The organism is Arthrobacter sp. Br18 (assembly GCF_000520555.1).
Classification (GTDB): domain Bacteria; phylum Actinomycetota; class Actinomycetes; order Actinomycetales; family Micrococcaceae; genus Arthrobacter_D.
Window position 1 is genome coordinate 53,306 of record NZ_KI914853.1, and the last position, 13,021, is coordinate 66,326.

At 66.0% G+C, this 13,021-nt stretch carries 13 protein-coding genes and 1 pseudogene; 6 read left to right on the forward strand and 8 right to left on the reverse strand.

Translation table 11 applies throughout. From position 1 onward, the window contains the following. The 6 genes and pseudogenes from Y704_RS19430 to Y704_RS0106465 all read right to left on the reverse strand — a co-directional run. The coding region (locus Y704_RS19430) for an FtsW/RodA/SpoVE family cell cycle protein (protein WP_162149377.1) at positions 1-581 on the reverse strand (581 nt) is incomplete at its 3' end. A 128-nt stretch (positions 582-709) separates the two neighbouring features. Next, on the reverse strand, positions 710-937 hold the full coding sequence (locus Y704_RS0106450; protein ID WP_253904247.1) for a helix-turn-helix domain-containing protein: 228 nt from the start codon (positions 935-937) through the stop codon (positions 710-712). Between the two features lie 170 nt (positions 938-1,107). Further along, the gene (locus Y704_RS25640; protein ID WP_343212822.1) at positions 1,108-1,338 is read right to left on the reverse strand and encodes a DapH/DapD/GlmU-related protein; all 231 of its coding nucleotides are present in this window, start codon (positions 1,336-1,338) and stop codon (positions 1,108-1,110) included. Between the two features lie 18 nt (positions 1,339-1,356). Next, positions 1,357-1,485 (reverse strand): annotated as a pseudogene (locus Y704_RS25645) (sugar O-acetyltransferase); the annotation flags it as partial. 359 nt (positions 1,486-1,844) lie between these two features. Continuing rightward, entirely contained in the window at positions 1,845-2,711 is an 867-nt protein-coding gene (locus Y704_RS19440; RefSeq protein ID WP_051476766.1) for an SRPBCC family protein, read from the reverse strand. A 121-nt stretch (positions 2,712-2,832) separates the two neighbouring features. Further along, positions 2,833-6,021, reverse strand: coding sequence for a bifunctional cytochrome P450/NADPH--P450 reductase (locus tag Y704_RS0106465; RefSeq protein WP_253904248.1), 3,189 nt, complete (start codon positions 6,019-6,021; stop codon positions 2,833-2,835). 333 nt (positions 6,022-6,354) lie between these two features. Here Y704_RS0106465 and gdhA point away from each other — a divergent pair, with 333 nt between their 5' ends. The 3 genes from gdhA (at position 6,355) to Y704_RS0106480 (ending at position 8,466) form a co-directional block, all read left to right on the forward strand. Then, positions 6,355-7,692: an NADP-specific glutamate dehydrogenase gene (gene gdhA, locus Y704_RS0106470; protein ID WP_026549508.1), complete on the forward strand. Its 1,338-nt coding sequence runs from the start codon at positions 6,355-6,357 to the stop codon at positions 7,690-7,692. 115 nt (positions 7,693-7,807) lie between these two features. Then, a complete protein-coding gene (locus Y704_RS23940; RefSeq protein ID WP_155850241.1) occupies positions 7,808-7,984 on the forward strand; it encodes a hypothetical protein in 177 nt (58 codons plus the stop codon). Next, positions 7,981-8,466, forward strand: a complete 486-nt coding sequence (locus tag Y704_RS0106480) for a hypothetical protein (RefSeq protein WP_026549509.1) — start codon at positions 7,981-7,983, stop codon at positions 8,464-8,466. The genes Y704_RS23940 and Y704_RS0106480 overlap by 4 nt, the downstream gene beginning before the upstream one ends. 52 nt (positions 8,467-8,518) lie before the next feature. Here the strand turns inward: Y704_RS0106480 and Y704_RS0106485 are convergent, their stop codons facing one another. Then, on the reverse strand, positions 8,519-9,712 hold the full coding sequence (locus Y704_RS0106485) for an MFS transporter (RefSeq protein ID WP_026549510.1): 1,194 nt from the start codon (positions 9,710-9,712) through the stop codon (positions 8,519-8,521). Between the two features lie 164 nt (positions 9,713-9,876). Here Y704_RS0106485 and Y704_RS24715 point away from each other — a divergent pair, with 164 nt between their 5' ends. The 3 genes from Y704_RS24715 (at position 9,877) to Y704_RS19445 (ending at position 12,280) form a co-directional block, all read left to right on the forward strand. Beyond that, the gene (locus tag Y704_RS24715) at positions 9,877-10,029 is read left to right on the forward strand and encodes a hypothetical protein (RefSeq protein ID WP_164467742.1); all 153 of its coding nucleotides are present in this window, start codon (positions 9,877-9,879) and stop codon (positions 10,027-10,029) included. Between the two features lie 79 nt (positions 10,030-10,108). Beyond that, on the forward strand, positions 10,109-11,029 hold the full coding sequence (gene trmB / locus Y704_RS0106495) for a tRNA (guanosine(46)-N7)-methyltransferase TrmB (RefSeq protein WP_026549511.1): 921 nt from the start codon (positions 10,109-10,111) through the stop codon (positions 11,027-11,029). A gap of 18 nt (positions 11,030-11,047) precedes the next feature. After that, positions 11,048-12,280: an MFS transporter gene (locus Y704_RS19445; protein WP_051476767.1), complete on the forward strand. Its 1,233-nt coding sequence runs from the start codon at positions 11,048-11,050 to the stop codon at positions 12,278-12,280. 33 nt (positions 12,281-12,313) lie between these two features. On the opposite strand, the gene Y704_RS0106505 is transcribed toward Y704_RS19445, so the two are convergent. After that, complete coding sequence (locus Y704_RS0106505) at positions 12,314-12,997, reverse strand: SDR family NAD(P)-dependent oxidoreductase (RefSeq protein WP_026549512.1); 684 nt, start codon at positions 12,995-12,997, stop codon at positions 12,314-12,316. Positions 12,998-13,021 lie beyond the last annotated feature (24 nt).

The window sequence follows — 13,021 nt, forward strand, 5'->3', positions numbered from 1 at the left end:
GGGTTCGAAATAACGGCAGCGAAAGCCGCGAGCCCCGTCACGACGAGACCGCAACCGAAGACCGCCAGACTGGCTCCGGCGAAGAAGAACAATCCGGCGATGATGAGCGCCAGAATCACTGCTGTCCCGAGGTCCTTTCCCGCGAGCACCAGCGCCACAGCGGCCAGTGACGCGGGGAGGACGGGAACGGCAAGCTGTTTCCAGTGTCGGGGAAGCCGTGATCGACGCGTCAGGACGGTGGCCGCCCACAGGATGACGCTCAGTTTGAGGAACTCCGAGGGTTGCACGGTGAAGGGCCCGACGCCGATCCAGTTCCTGTTTCCGTTGACTTCGATGCCCAGTGGCGTGAAGACCAACAGCGTCAGCAGAAAGGATCCGGTGAGGATCAGCCCTGCAGATCGTTTGAGCAGATTCAGGGGCAGGCGGGAGACGACCACCAGGACGGCGAGACCGATTCCCACCCAGACGATCTGCTTATGGAAGGTTCCGTAGGGAGACTTTCCCTGTGCCGCCAGTTCGAAGGAGGACGCCGAAAGGACCATCATCAGCCCGATCGCGACCAGTGCCAGCGTGGTGGTCATCAGGAGCGCCCTGGCATCTGTGTGCGACCTCGGCCCCCTGCTCCCCAAGAACCTGACTGCTTCGGAGGTCAGCGGGGCCACCCGGCTGCGGCGTGAGCCGGGTGGCAGGGTTGGCCGTGTCGTCAGTGTCACCCGGCAGACCGTTGCCCCGGGTTCACCGAATCAAGGTATTGCTTTACTGCCGCCTCCGGCACCCGGTAGGAGCGCCCGAACCGGATACCGCTGATCGCCCCTGACTGCACGAGTCTGTACACCGTCATCCTCGATACCCGCATGGTTGCGGCTACCTCCGAAACGGTGAAGAAGGGCCCTGCCATCATGTCTTCGCCCACTGCGCACCACTTCCACAAGCTCATTCGTCACAGCTGTGACTCCTCCACTGTGTTCGGCGGCGTTGAGTGCAACAAGAGTAGTGAATACCTGAATTGCCCGCTCGCAATTCAAGTAGTGATGGCTGGATCCCCGGGTGGGAGCCCTGCGGCAGTTCGGTGTACGCATCCGACGAACTGGCGCCCGGGCCCGCAGTTCAGCTGGTGAGCAGGCGCACCAGCCGCGCCGGGGAGCCCACCACGACGGATTTTTCTGGTACGTCCTTCGTCACCACGGACGCAGCTGCCACGACGGCGTCATCACCGATCGTCACACCCGGCAGAACCGTCACGTTGGCTCCGAGCCACACATTCCGGCCGATGACGATGCGGGCTGGATGCATGTCCGTGCGGCGGCTCGGAGCAAGGTCGTGGTTGAGCGTAGCCAACACCGCATTGTGGCCGATGAGGCAGTCGTCTCCGATGACGATGCCGCCCTGGTCCTGAAACTTGCACCCGGAATTGATGAAAATCCGCTTCCCGAGGGTGATATTTTTCCGAAATCGGAGTAGAAGGGCGGGAAAACCGTCACTGATCCGTCAACCGGATTCCCGGTCAGCTCAGTCAACAGCTCCCGCACGCGCTCCGGTTCCTGATATCCGCCATTCAGGTCGCCGACGATACGCAGGGCATCCTGGCTGACCCGGTGCATCACCTCATGCAACGGCGAGTCCCCCGTGATGGTCCGGCCCGCATTCAGCGCTTCAAGGAGATCGCCTAGTTCCATGGTGTCCTTTCAACCGGACGTCGGGCGGGAGGTGAAGGCAGGATAAGAGTTCCTGATTGCCAGGCACGGGGCTGCGCCATGCAGCAGGAAAAGGGGACCACGACTCCTGCGAATCGTGGTCCCCTTCCTGCTTCCCTGACCTACCGGGAGGGCCCGGCCGTCCTTTCGTTACAGCAGAGGCTTGTCCCCACGCTCTGCCGCGCTCCTCGTGTTGCTCTCCGCCGTTCCATCCGAGTCGCCTTCGATATCGACCAGGCCGTTGGTCTGGTCGAACGGACGCGCAACGTCCGGTTCGGCTACGGTGCCCGAAGAACCTACTCCTGTGGTCGTCCCGCTGGAGGATGGGAGCGGGGGCTGCACCGTGGTCTGCGCAGGCTGCGGAGTCACCACCGGGGAGACAGGCTCGCGGGTCGGCGTCGATGCTTCGTCGTCGTCCTTCCTGCCTGCTGCTGCGGCCACACCCACGGCAGCAGCAGCGGCGGCAAGCCCGACGCCGGCGGCCACTTTCCCGGAGACGCCCGCCTTGCCTTTGTCTCCCTGCGATCCCGCGGCGTCCTCGACGCCCGGCGTCCCGACCGCGGTGCCTCCGACCGAACCGCGCCACGCGCCCGTGGCATAACCTTCATCCTCGATGAAGGCCTTGAACCGGTTCAGGTCACCCTCAGCCTGGTTCTCCACCACATTGAGCTTGTCTCCGATCTTCTCCACCAGGCCCTCGGGCTCATACTCGAGGGACAGGTGCACCGACGTCTGGCCGCCTCCCACGTCCTCGAACGTCACCGAGCCGGCGTTCGTGGCACCCTCGGTCGCGGCCCAGGCCACCTTGCGGTCCGCTACCTGCTCAACAATCTTCGCTTCCCACTGCCGCCGGACACCGGCGAGCTCGGCGACCCACTGGAGACGGTCATCGCTCAGCTGCGTGACGCTTTTCACCCCGCCCATGAAGTGAGGGAATTCCTCGAACTGGGTCCACTGGTTGTAGACGGTACTCACTGGCATGTTCACCAGGATGCGCTTTTCGACTTTCGTGCTCATAGTGTCTCCTTCAACTAGAACAGGCGATGACGAAACGGGTCATTATTCGTCAGTATGCTTACGATACCGCTCGGAGCCACCTGTGGCCATGGCACAGGGGCTGAAGTTGACCGGCTCCGGGCTACGCGAAGACTTCGGTCACGTAGCGCCCATGCCTGCGCTCGAGGTCGTCCTGCCAAGCCGCCGCCTGGGCGGCCGTCATGCCGGTTTCCTCGGAATAGATCCGCAGGAACGAAGCACGGACGGCCGAGGCCATGGAATGCCTGTTACCGCACACGTAGAACGTGGCTCCCTCTTTCATCAGTTCCAGTACCCGTACCCGGTGCGCCCAGAGACAGTCCTGGACGTACTGCAACCCGTCCTCGGGATCGCGGGAGTAGACGGCGCGCACCTCGACGACGCCCTGTTCCTCCCACGCCGCAAGTTCGTCCCGGTAGAGGAAGTCGGTATCGGGGCCGTGGCAACCGAAGAAGAGCAACGCCGTCCCGAATCGCGTTCCCGTCGTTTCCATCTGCACTGCGCGGTCCTGCAGGAACCCGCGAAACGGCGCGATTCCGGATCCTGCACATACCAGGACCATCGGCGTCGCAGCCCGTGCCGGCGGGTGGAACGCAGGGTTGGCGGGCCTCACGCCCAGCGCCACCCTGCTCCCCTGACGCACGCGTGCCAGGTAGGACGAGCACACACCCGCCCGGCTGCCGCGGGCCTCGGGACGATCCCGCACCGCGGCCACCGTCAAGGTCCCGCGGTCGCTCCTCCACCGGGGCGAGGAGGAAATCGAGTACTGGCGTGGAGCCAGCGGGGGAAGTAGCTGCAGGAACCTGCCGAAAGAAAGCTGCACCGACGGATTCCGGGCAAGGACGTCCAGCACCGAACAGCGGGGGGTGAGGACTGCCCTGTCGTATGCGTCGATGTCGTCGGCTGCCGCCTGCAGCCGCTGCTGTTCCGGCAGGCACCGGGCTTCAGCGGCGAGCTCGCCGACCTGGCGCCGGGTGGCGGGCTGCGACAGCTCCACATAGCCGGACAGCAGGTCGCCCGCAGTGATCGGCGTTCCCACGGGCAGATGGGTAACGGTGTGCGGGCCGTGAGTGATCACGAGTTGATCGTCATGGGCGAGGTTGAATCGGGACAGGGCCCGGCGCACGGCTTCCCCCGGATTCAGCGGCAGCACCGCCAGGTAGTCCCCAGGGTGGTAGGTCATCCCTTCCGGCAGCGTGAATTCCAGATGTCTTGTCGACCGCCCGCCCGGCCGGGTGATATCCACCAGTTCACGGTTGCTGACGACGGTGCCGATCGAGAGATCGCCGGTGCGGAGCCGTGAATCCCGGACGCTTCCCAGGAACTCGATGTCCAGTCCGACGCCGGTGGCCGGATCCCGTGTCGCCTGCCCGAACTCGGCATTGACCGCACCCCAAAAGCCGTTGTACCAGTCCTCGAATTCGCCCGAAAGATCACCCCGCGCGTTGGTTTCGCCGCGTTCCAGGAATCTCGACGCGCCGGCCCGGGCCAGGGATTCATCGATGAGCCGCGGCACCGTTTGATAGGTGCGTGCCCAGTCGCGGTTGCCGCAGCCGAAGACCGCGTAGTGGACGCCCCCAAGGGACCCGGCGGGCAGTCCGTCGGCCCAGGGAACGAACCTGCGGGCATTGTCCGGAGGCAGGCCCTCGTACGAGGCACACACCACCACGACGGCGCCGTCCGTCGGCAGGTGCCCCACGGCGGAGTCCAGCGTTGCCAGGGAGGGAACATACCCCTGCTGCCGCGCGTCGGCGACGATCTGGTGGGCAAAGGCCCTGGAGGATCCGGAATTGGAACCGTAGAGCACCATCAGGGGGACGCCGTTACTTTTCCGACCGACGCGTCCCGGGTCCGAGGGGAGCTGCGCGGAAGGCTGCTGTGCGGAGGGCTGGACAGCGCGCCGGGTGGCGCGGATGAGCATGCCCGAAGGTTTGAGGGTGAGTGTCTCCCGGATCGTCAGGCTGTAGTGCGGGTCGTCCAGTGAGAGGTCGAAGCGCTGCAGCAGCATGGCCAGGAAGAGTTGCGCCTCCTGCAGAGCGAAACCGCGGCCGATACACGAGTGCTGCCCGTTGCCGAACGGCTTCCATGAATTCGGAGGCCGGCTTCGTGCGTTCTCGAACGAGAAGTGGTTCGGTTCAAACACCTCGGCAGTGCTCCCCCACACCTCGACATCGCGGTGCAGGGTGGGAAGAAGCACGAGGATCTCATCCTCCCGACTGATCCGGTACCGTCCCCCCAGCACTGTCCCCTCTTCACGGCAATGGACAGCAAACGCGGGAGCGGTGGGCCATAGCCGCAGCGTCTCCTTGAGGACCTGGTCCAGATACGGCAACTTCCGGAGGTGCTCGAAGCTAGGACGCTGGTTCCCGAGAACCGCGTCCACTTCGGCCTGTGCCCTGGCCAGCACCTGGGCGTTCCTGAGTAGTTCGTAGATCGCGAAGGTCAGCAGCCCGCTGGTCGTCTCATGCCCGGCAATCAGGAAAGTGACCATCTGATAGCGCACATTCTCCTTGGACAGCCGCTCGCCGGTGACAGGATCAGCGGCGTGGAGCATCGTGCCGAGGATGTCCTCAGGGCCTTCCGGAACCGGCTTCTGCAGCCGCTCGTCAATCAACCGGTCCGCGACATCGTGCAGCAGCCGGATGTCCCTGCGGTACAGCCGCCCCGTGAAGGGCATAAGCCGGGTCTGGACCGACAGTCGGCGCATCCGTGCCGCCGACTCCTCGAGCGCCCGCACCATCGCTTCAACGAAGGGATTCATTCCCTCGGTGTAGAAGCTGTTGAACCGGTAATTGAACGAGCACAGGGCAATGGTGTCGAGGGTGAGGCGCGTAGTGTCCAGCGCGACGTCGAACCGGGCCGAAGTCCCCAGCCGTTCCCACTTGAGCAACAGCTGGTCGGCGACGTCGGCCATGCCGTCGAACATCCCACGCAGCGCCAGGGGACCGAACGCCGGCATGAGGACCCGGTGAGCCCTGCCCCAGCTCTCCTCCTCGGTCCAAGCGGTGAACAATCCGTCCCCCGCGAAATTCCTGGCATGCTCGAGGGCCTCGTGAACCGATTTGTCGAATCGTTCCTCATCGCACAGTTCATCCGCCAGTCGCTGGGAGGACACCAGAATGGTGCGTCCTTTCCTGCCGGGCAACGTCAACGCGACAATCTCCCCGTACTGCCCGGCCAACCGCATGAAGCCCTGGGCAAGGCCGTGGGGGTCAAGCTGGTCGAGGTTGCCGATCAGCCGTTTCGGCGGTGGACCGGGAATGGGCGAACCGCTGCTCAAGGTCGAGGCCACGTCCGTTCCCCTTTCCTTGGCGCCGAAACAGGTGCTGGCCGAAACGAGTGCTGTGTACCGCGGCTGCCGGATGCGGCGAGGGAGGCGGAGAGGCGATTCCATCCCGTGGCTGCCGGCGCGGGCGAAGAAAGTCCACTCACGGTACTTGGTGTGCCCAAGTGTTGCAATACCGCTTCCACAGCGCAATCAGGGCAGTAGGAACGGAGAAAGCCACCCGAAAGCAACCGGCGACATTCTTCCGGTCGATGCTTCAAAAGATTTTGACAACGGCGGGTCAGTTGGACAGCCTGAATCCAGGACCTGACGGAACATCAAGAGAAACCGAGGATTTCCATGGACCCGGCATTGTTTCCCATCCGTGATCAGGTGTTCCGCCGCAACCCTGGCGAAACGGAGTTCCACCAGGCTGTTGTCGAGGTGTTCGATTCCCTGGGCCCGATGCTCAGGAAGCATCCCGAGTTCGTTGATGCGGCCGTCCTGGAGCGGATCTGCGAACCGGAGAGACAAATCATCCTCCGTGTGCCGTGGGTGGATGACTCGGGAACCGTCCGCATCAACCGCGGATTCCGCGTGGAGTTCAATTCCGCCCTCGGGCCCTACAAGGGCGGATTGCGTTTCCACCCCTCGGTGTATCTGGGAATAGTGAAGTTCCTCGGCTTCGAACAGCTCTTCAAGAATGCCCTGACCGGCATGCCGATCGGCGGCAAGGGCGGGTCGGACTTCGATCCCCGGGACAGGTCCGATGCCGAGGTGATGCGCTTCTGCCAGTCCTTCATGACCGAGCTGTACCGGCACATCGGCGAATACACCGACGTGCCGGCCGGTGACATCGGGGTCGGCGGCAGGGAAATCGGCTACCTTTTCGGCCAGTACAAGCGGATCACCAACCGGTACGAATCCGGCGTCCTCACCGGCAAGGGAGTCACCTGGGGTGGTTCCCTGGTCCGCCCCGAGGCCACGGGCTACGGGACGGTCCTGTTCGCCAGGGAGATGCTGAAAGCCAGGGGGCTCGACTTCGATGGCCAGCGGGTGATCGTCTCCGGCTCCGGCAATGTTGCCGTCCATGCCATTGCCAAGGCGCAGCACTTCGGGGCCACCGTCGTCGCGTGCTCCGACTCCTCCGGGTACGTGGTCGAGGAAGCCGGTATCGACGTCGCGCTGCTGCGCCAGGTGAAGGAAGAGGAGCGCGGCAGGATCTCGGAGTACGCGGAGCGCAGGGGAAGCGGCGCCCATTTCGTGGCCGGCGGGTCGATCTGGGATGTGGGAGGAACGGTGGCACTGCCCTGCGCCACGCAGAACGAGCTGGACGAGTCGGCGGCGGGAACACTGATCACGTCGGGCGTGCTCGCAGTGGCCGAGGGCGCGAACATGCCGTGCACGCCGTCCGCCGTCGAGGCGTTCCAGCAGGCCGGCGTCCTCTTCGGTCCGGGAAAGGCCGCCAACGCCGGCGGGGTTGCGACATCGGCACTGGAAATGCAGCAGAACGCGAGCCGTGACTCCTGGACGTTTGAGCACACCGAACAGCGCCTCACGGAAATCATGGTCGGCATCCACCACCGGTGCGCGACGACGGCCGAGGAGTACGGCGTTCCCGGCAACTACGTGGCCGGTGCGAATATCAGCGGCCACGTCAAAGTGGCGGACGCCATGCTCGCGCTCGGCGTGGTGTAGCCGAACCGCGCGTGTTCCCGATCCCCTTCGGAAATCCCGTAAGGTACTTCCCGAACACCTAGAATTGCTCATACATGCGCTATTCAGCGCCATTCAGCACGGGAGGAACAACCGGATGAACACGTCGGACAGCTCCAACACCAACGAGCACGGACAGGGAGCGGGGCCCGAGGGCACGATCCCCGACACTGCGGATGGCATCGGCGCCACCTCGACCGAGGAACCGTCGAACTTCGAGCCCGAAGAGGACGCGCCGAAGGAGGACGACGGCGGTCCACGAAGCGGCGAATGAGCATCGACGACGACAGACTTTCCGGCTACCTCGGCGATCATCTCCTGGCTGCCGAATCGGGGGTGCGGCTCTTCGAGTCAGCGAAACGCACCTGGCAGGATACCGAGTACCGTTCGGACTTCGACGAGATACGACGGGACGTCGCAGCTGACCGTGACGACCTCGCTGCCCTGATCCGGCGCCTCGGTTACACCCCGGGCAGAGCCAAGATGGCGCTCGCCTGGGTTGGTGCGCAGGTGAGCAAGGCCGGACCGCTGAATCCCCTGCACCGGAGCGATGGACGGAACGGTCAGCTCGAACTGGAAGCCCTGCAGTCCGCCGTGCACGGCAAGGAAAGCCTGTGGACGTCACTGCTCGCCCTGGCCCGGAACGACGACCGGCTCGATCCGGAGGACCTGCAGCGACTGAAGGACCGCGCCCGGATGCAGCAGGACCGGATCGCCGGAATCATGGACAGGACGATCATCGGGCGATTCGACTGAACGACGACGCTGGAGGGACCGCCTGCAGCGAAGGGGAACGGCTGCGGGGGCACTAGACGAAGCGATTCCGGCCCGCGAGTACGGCGGTGACGCACAACGGGACCATACTGCAGGCCGTCACGGCAAGGGGCAGGGTCCACCCGCCGCTCCAGTCACGGAGTACGCCGAACAAGACCGGGCCGGCTGCTCCAAGCGCATAGCCCACCGCCTGGGCCATTCCCGAAAGCGCTGCCGCCTGGGAGTGGTGGGTGGTGCGGAGGCTGAACAGGGACAGCGCGATGACGATCAGGCTTCCGCAGCCGAGGGCACCCGTGATCACCCACACCATCATCAGCCCCGGCGCGATAGCCAGGCCTGCGTAGGTGAGGAGTACCAGCACGCTGCCCGACAGTGCGATGATCCGCTGGTCGGGAAGCAGGTGCAGCAACGCTCCCGTGGCGAGACTGGCCACGACGCTCACGAGCAGGAATATCGACAGATGCGTTCCGGCAGCAGCTTCGGAGACCCCCTGTCCCTGCTCGATGCTGGGAAGCCAGGCCATGAGCACGTAGAACGCGACGGACTGCAGCCCCATGAACAGGGTGACCTGCCAACCGAGTACCGATTTCCAGGGGGAAAGGGACGCCTGCCGCTCCTCCTCCGATCCCTGCGGCTGCCCGTTGGATCGGAGGAGGAGCGGCAGGAGTGCGCCCAGAGCGATCAGGGCGAGCCCCGCCCAGAGACCGAGGGCAACCCTCCACCCCGCCTGCGGCAGTTGCGCGATGGGCACCACGAGGGCCGCGCCCAACGCGGCCGCAGCGGCCTGGGCCGCCGTGTAGCAGCCGGTCACCTGGCTGACCCGGCTCGGGAAGTCCCGCTTCACCAGGGACGGCACCAGAACGTTGAGGAACGCGATGGCGACTCCGATCAATCCCGTCCCGGCCCAGACCGAACCCGTCAGGGGAACCGACCGAAGGACGATCCCCGCAGCAAGCAACAGCAGGGAAATCCACAGGGCCCGGTCGAGGCCGAGCCGCGCGGCGAATACAGGAGCGACCGGAGAGAAGACGGCGAAGGCGATCAGCGGCAGGCCGGTGAGAAGCCCGGCGCCGGCGCTCGACAGCCCGAGATCGGTGCTGATGTCATTCAGCAGCGGCCCGACACTGACGAAGGAGACCCGCAGGTTGACGGCGATCAGCAGAACGCCCACGAAGGCGAGGCCCAGTCGGACGCTGCGTCCGGCAGCCACCCCAGTACCAGCAGGCATTCCATCCTCGTCGTGGCGTGCGGTGGTCGGTGCTTCCCGTCGGACCCGCACTCATCCACCTCCCGGGAATCGGCACGGTTCGGGGAAATCCGTTGCGTGCGTGCAAGTGCCGAGCCTACAGTGGGGCCGAAACGGTTTCAGCAAACCCCCAGGAGGAAGACGACATGGGCAAGAAGGATGAGGGCCGGGAGGCAGTCCCCCGCCAGCACAACGAGGCGCCGGCCGAAGGCGACCGCACGGCCGACCCGTCGGACACCGGGGTGCATGCGCAGGATCCTGCGGAAGGTCCGGACTCCGGGGGCAAAGTACCCGACTAGCAGGATTTCCCGAGGCAGGCGTCCGGAGGATGACGGCCGGAGCCGGTCGCGGCATGCGCACACGGTAGCCTAGAAAGCGATGAACGCAGATCAGGACGTCCCGGCAGCCGCACCAGCACTAACCGTCCCCGGCACCGCCGCCGAAGGGCGGCAACCTTTCCGGAGCCAGCCCGTGTCCTTCGTCCGGCGGGGTTCCAGGCTGCAGGGCCGGCGCCGGGAGGCGTGGGCCGAGCTCGCGGACGACTACCTGATCGACGTTCCGAGGATCACCACCGACACCTCCGTCGCGCCGGGCTTCGTCCTCGATGCCGACGTCGTATTCGGCCGCCGCGCACCCCTCGTGGTCGAGGTGGGGTCAGGGTTGGGTGAAGCGATCGCCGCCATGGCGGAGCGTGAACCCGGCAGGAACTTCCTCGCCCTCGAGGTGTATCGGCCGGGTCTGGCACAGACCATGCTGCGGATCGAGCAGCAGTCCCTGACCAACGTCCGCGTGGCCCAGGTCAACGCAGCCGAGGCCATGGCCGGCATGCTGCCGGCGTCGTCGGTCGATGAACTGTGGGTATATTTCCCGGACCCCTGGCACAAGGCCCGGCACCTCAAGCGGCGCCTGGTGCAGGAAAGCTTCGCCGTCCTTGCCGCCCGGGTGCTGACACCCGGCGCGCTGTTCCGGCTTGCGACCGACTGGTCCAGCTACGCGGTGCAGATGCGCAGCGTCCTCGATGCCTCCGCCGACTTCGAGAACCTGCACCACGGCGAGCGCGCCGGCGCGCAGAGCCCCCTCACCCAGGTCTGGGAGAGCGGCGTTGAACTCGTGGTGGGCGGCGCACCCGTCCGCGAGGGCAAGGATCCCGTCAGCACCGGCAATACCGGCGTCAACGAGGGCACCGACACCCTCGGTGGGTGGGCTCCCCGTTTCGAGGGCCGCCCCCTGACGAGCTTCGAGAACAAGGCCATCGAGGCGGGGCGGATGGTTTTCGACCTCACGTACCGCCGCCGCTGAGATCCGCCGACGATCATCGTGAGCCGTTTCGACGCGGACCGGCCCTGGACGGGGCACGCCAGGGGCAGCGGTGGGTACCGGCGGCTTCTCCTGGCGCTCTTCTTCGCCGGAATTGCCACCTTCGCCCAGCTGTATTCGGTACAGGGCGTGCTTCCCGGGCTTGCCCGCGACTTCGGGGTATCTCCAGCCGATGCGGCACTCTCGGTGTCGGCAGCCACGCTGGGGCTGGCGCTCGCCGTCATCCCGTGGTCCTGGGTCGCGGACCGGGTGGGCCGCAAACGCACGATGGCGTGGGCAATCAGCGCCGCTGTCGCCCTGGGCTTCCTCGTCTCCGTGGCGCCCACCTTCGAAACCCTGCTTCTGATCCGTTTCGCCGAAGGAGCGGCACTCGGGGGCATTCCGGCGGTGGCACTGGTCTACCTGCACGAGGAGATCCAGAAGCTGCACGCGGCCGTGGCTGCCGGAACCTACGTGGCAGGCACCACGATCGGCGGGTTGACCGGGCGGATCGTCGCGGCACCGGTTGCCGAGTGGAGCGACTGGCGCGTGGGCGTGTTCAGCGTAAGTGTTCTCGCCGCGCTCGCGGCCGCTGCATTTCTCTGGCTTGCCCCACCTCCGCGCGGTTTCGAGGCATTCGTCCCCGGGGCAGGCCCGCCACTGTGGCAGCGGGTGGTGCTGAATCTGCGGTCGGGGCGCCTCCTCGCCCTGTATGCGCAGGGCTTCCTGCTCATGGGAGGGTTCGTGGCGGTCTACAACTACCTGGGGTTCCGGCTTGAGCGCGCGCCGTTCCTCCTGCCGGAGTCCCTCGCGAGCCTGATGTTTCTCGCCTACCTTGCCGGGACCGCGACGTCGCGGATCGCCGGAGGCCTGACGGTCCGGCACGGCAGGTTGACGGTACTCCTTGCAGGCATTCCGGTGATCGTCGGCGGGCTCGCCATCACCCTTGCCGATTCCATTCCCTGGATCCTGGTGGGCCTGCTGATCTTCACCGGGGGCTTCTTCATCGTCCACTCCGTGGCTGCGGGCTGGACGCCGGCGCTCGCCAGCGTGGGCCGCGGCCAGGCATCGAGCCTCTACAACTTCGCCTACTACGCCGGCTCGAGCCTGCTCGGCTGGATGGGCGGCCTGTTCTTCGTGCGCATCGGCTGGGTGGGCGTCGCGGGATTCGCCGCAGGCCTGGCCGTGCTCGCCGGAATCATCGCGGTGTGCGCCCTGCGGTCCGCGCCGGGGGCACTGCCCGCCCGACCGTAGGCCGGCAGCTTCGCAGACTTCTGTCACCGCACGTCAGAACGACGACGCCGGCAGATCCTTTTCGCCGTCCACGATCGCCCGAACGATGCGGTCCGCTACGGCGCCCGGATCCTTGCCCTGCGCCAGGCGCGGCGCGTCACCGGCGATGGGCCGCGTCGCCAGGCCGGTCTCGGTATGCGGCGGGCGAGCGTCGATCACGCGGACACCGGAACGCCGGAGCTCGAGGGTCAGTGCCTTGCCGTAGGCGCTGAGCCCGGCCTTCGTGGCCGAGTACGCGGCCATTCCAGCGGTCGGGCTTTCCGCAACGACGGCGCTCAGCTGCACCACCACCGAGTCCCTGGCCAGCTGCGCACCCACTTCACGCATCAACCGCATGTAGCCGAGAAGGTTCACGAGCATCAACTCATCCAGGGTGTCGTCATCTACTGCGACAGCCGGTCCGAAGGCGACCACTCCTGCGGCGAAAACCAGGCCATTGAGCTCCTTGCCGTACACCGCTGCTGCGATGTCCATCGGCGCACCCGGCTTCCCGAGATCGGCGGCGACGGTCCCCTCGACGGCGTTTCCAAGTTCGTCGGCCAGGGCCCGCAGTTTCTCCCCGGATCTTCCCGAGAGGGTGAGCCGGGCGCCCCGGGCCGCCAGCTTCCGTGCGAGTTCTGTTCCCAGGACTCCGGTGGCGCCGACGACGAGGAGGTGGGACCCGCTGAGCTCAGTCATGCGGTGAGCTTACCAACCTCTGGT

Bases quoted from the DNA above. Each gene is read 5' to 3' on its own strand.
- Y704_RS0106450 (WP_253904247.1), bottom strand. From the start codon at position 937: ATGAGCTTGTGGAAGTGGTGCGCAGTGGGCGAAGACATGATGGCAGGG.
- Y704_RS19440 (WP_051476766.1), bottom strand. From the start codon at position 2,711: ATGAGCACGAAAGTCGAAAAGCGCATCCTGGTGAACATGCCAGTGAGT.
- gdhA (WP_026549508.1), top strand. From the start codon at position 6,355: ATGGACCCGGCATTGTTTCCCATCCGTGATCAGGTGTTCCGCCGCAAC.
- Y704_RS23940 (WP_155850241.1), top strand. From the start codon at position 7,808: ATGAACACGTCGGACAGCTCCAACACCAACGAGCACGGACAGGGAGCG.
- Y704_RS0106480 (WP_026549509.1), top strand. From the start codon at position 7,981: ATGAGCATCGACGACGACAGACTTTCCGGCTACCTCGGCGATCATCTC.
- Y704_RS0106485 (WP_026549510.1), bottom strand. From the start codon at position 9,712: ATGCCTGCTGGTACTGGGGTGGCTGCCGGACGCAGCGTCCGACTGGGC.
- Y704_RS24715 (WP_164467742.1), top strand. From the start codon at position 9,877: ATGGGCAAGAAGGATGAGGGCCGGGAGGCAGTCCCCCGCCAGCACAAC.
- trmB (WP_026549511.1), top strand. From the start codon at position 10,109: ATGAACGCAGATCAGGACGTCCCGGCAGCCGCACCAGCACTAACCGTC.
- Y704_RS0106505 (WP_026549512.1), bottom strand. From the start codon at position 12,997: ATGACTGAGCTCAGCGGGTCCCACCTCCTCGTCGTCGGCGCCACCGGA.